The organism is Polaromonas sp. P1_G2 (genome assembly GCF_056405515.1).
Window position 1 is genome coordinate 1 of record NZ_JBFUBY010000401.1, and the last position, 2,662, is coordinate 2,662.

Genomic DNA, 2,662 nt, shown 5'->3' on the forward strand with positions numbered 1-2,662 from the left:
GGCCAGCGCGGCGCTGATGTCGGTATCTGGAAGCATTGCCACGATGGTAAGCGGCGGCCGCGGGTGGCGGTTTGATTTTTTTGAACGCGGCTTGTTCGGATTTTTCGGCCGCCGGCAGGGAATCAGTCCTGGAAGAAGTTCACGGGCAGGCCRGGAACGTCGACCTGCATGGAAAACACACAGCCCGAATCGGGAAAGTCCTGCAATTCCTGCGCGGGCCGGTTGTAGCGCGCRGTCGTGAGGTACAGGGTCTTGAGGTCGTCGCCGCCGAAGCAGGGCATGGTGGGGCAGCGCGCCGGCACGGCGATCTCGGCCAGCAGCGTCCCGGCGGGTGACAGCTTGAGCAGCCGCCCGCCTTCAAACATGGCGACGTAGTAATTGCCCTGGACGTCGACCGCCGCGCCGTCGGGACGGCCGCCGTAGCCGGCCATGCCGGGCAACCAGCCTTCGGGCTTGCCGGGCCACTGCGCGAACACGCGGGCTTGCGTCATCGCGTTACTGGCGCTGTCCCAGTTCCAGGCGCGGATGACGTGGCGCGGCGTGTCTGTCCAGTAAACGGTGGCGGCATCGGGCGACCAGGCCAGGCCGTTGGCGATGACGGCATCGCCGGCCTTGCGCTCGAGCACGGGTGCGCGGCCGCCGCGGCAGTCGAGCGAGAACAGCGCGGCCGTGGCCTTGTCGCGCGGTTCGTACATGGTGCCGGCCCAGAAGCGGCCCAGCGGGTCGGCCTTGCCGTCGTTGAAGCGTGTGGTCGCCGTGTCGTGGTCGGCCTGCATCAGCTGCCGCAGTTCACTGCCCCATTCCTTGGCGCGGTAAATGCCGTCACGCAGCGCGACCACCAGGCCGCTGTTGCTGCCGTTCGTGCGCGCCGGCGCGATGCTGCCGGGCTCCGAGGGCATGGCCCAGCTCTGGACCGTGCCCATAAAAACGTTGCAGCGGTGAATCTGCCTGCCGGGGATGTCGATCCAGTAGAGCATCTGTTCGTCGGGATGCCAGAACGGCGACTCGCCCAATCCACAGGGCGGTGCAGCAAGGGTTTGCCAGGTCATGAAGGTGCCTTCGCTTGGGTGTGAACAACCGCCACTTTAACGCTCCCCCCAAAAAAAACAGCCCACCGGCTTGCGCCGGCGGGCTGAACATCCAAAGGAGACTCTCAGTAAAAATTCAATATCGGAAGGGTCAGGGCCGCCTCTGAGGGCTGCCCTGCCCGTCGCGTCATCAGCGGTTGTAAGCCGTTTCGCCGTGGGACGTGATGTCCAGGCCTTCGCGCTCGTCTTCTTCGCTGACACGCAGGCCGATGGTCAGGTCAACCACCTTGTAGGCGATGAAGGAGACCACACCGGACCAGACGATGGTGATCAGCACGGCCTTGGCCTGGATCCAGACCTGGCCGGCGATGGTGTACGCGTCAGGCGTCACGGCCGTGGCAGTGACCCAGTCGCCCACAAAGCTCGGGCCGCCCAGGGCCGGCGAGTTGAACACGCCGGTCAGCAGCGCGCCCAGGATACCGCCCACACCGTGCACGCCGAACACGTCCAGCGAGTCGTCGGCGCCCAGCAGTTTCTTCAGGCCGTTCACGCCCCAGAGGCAGGCGAAGCCGGCGACCAGGCCGATGATCAGGCCGCCGCCGATGCCGACGTTGCCGGCCGCGGGGGTGATGGCCACCAGGCCGGCGACGGCGCCGGATGCGGCACCCAGCATGGAAGCCTTGCCGCGCATCAGCGCTTCACCGACGCACCAGGCCAGCACGGCGGCTGCCGTGGCGCCCAGGGTGTTGATGAAGGCCAGGGCGGCGAAACCGTTGGCTTCCAGGGCGGAGCCGGCGTTGAAGCCGAACCAGCCGACCCACAGCAGTGCAGCGCCAACCATGGTCAGGGTCAGGCTGTGAGGCGCCATGGCTTCCTTGCCGTAGCCGATGCGTTTGCCGATGCAGAAGGCGCCGACCAGGCCGGCGACAGCGGCATTGATGTGCACCACGGTGCCGCCCGCGAAGTCCAGGGCGCCCATTTGCCAGATGTAGCCACCCTTGGCGCTCATGGCGTCGGCGACTTCCTTGCCGGTGTAGGCGTCAGGGCCCATCCAGAACCAGACCATGTGGGCAATCGGTGCGTAGCTGAAGGTGAACCAGATGGCCATGAACAGCAGCACGGCGGAGAACTTGATGCGTTCGGCGAAGGCGCCGACGATCAGCGCGCAGGTGATGCCGGCGAAGGTGGCCTGGAAGGCGGCGAACACGATCTCGGGGATCACGACACCCTTGCTGAAGGTCGCGCCGTTGGCGAAAGTGCCCGCGACGTTGTCCCAGATGCCCTTCATGAAGAGCCGGTCGAAGCCGCCGAAGAAGGCGTTGCCTTCGGTGAAAGCCAGGCTGTAGCCGTAGATGAACCAGAGCACGACGATCATCGAGAAGGTCACCATGACCTGCATCAACACCGACAGCATGTTCTTGCTGCGGACCAGGCCGCCGTAGAACAGCGCCAGGCCGGGCACGGTCATCATGATGACCAGCAGCGTGGAAACCATCATCCAGGCGGTGTCGCCTTTGTTGGGAACGGGTGCGGGCGCGGAGGCCGCTGCGGCGGCTGCCGGAGCTGCGGCTGCCGGGGCGGCCGCTGCCGCGGCTGCGGGCGCTGCAGGCGCCGCGGCTTCAGCCGGTTTGGCT

2 protein-coding genes are annotated in these 2,662 nt (G+C 66.5%); both read right to left on the reverse strand.

The window, feature by feature from the left end:
* Positions 1–122 precede the first annotated feature (122 nt).
* Positions 123–1,049: an SMP-30/gluconolactonase/LRE family protein gene (locus AC1D0P_RS24230; protein WP_477679067.1), complete on the reverse strand. Its 927-nt coding sequence runs from the start codon at positions 1,047–1,049 to the stop codon at positions 123–125.
* A 169-nt stretch (positions 1,050–1,218) separates the two neighbouring features.
* The coding region (locus AC1D0P_RS24235; protein ID WP_477679068.1) for an ammonium transporter at positions 1,219–2,662 on the reverse strand (1,444 nt) is incomplete at its 5' end.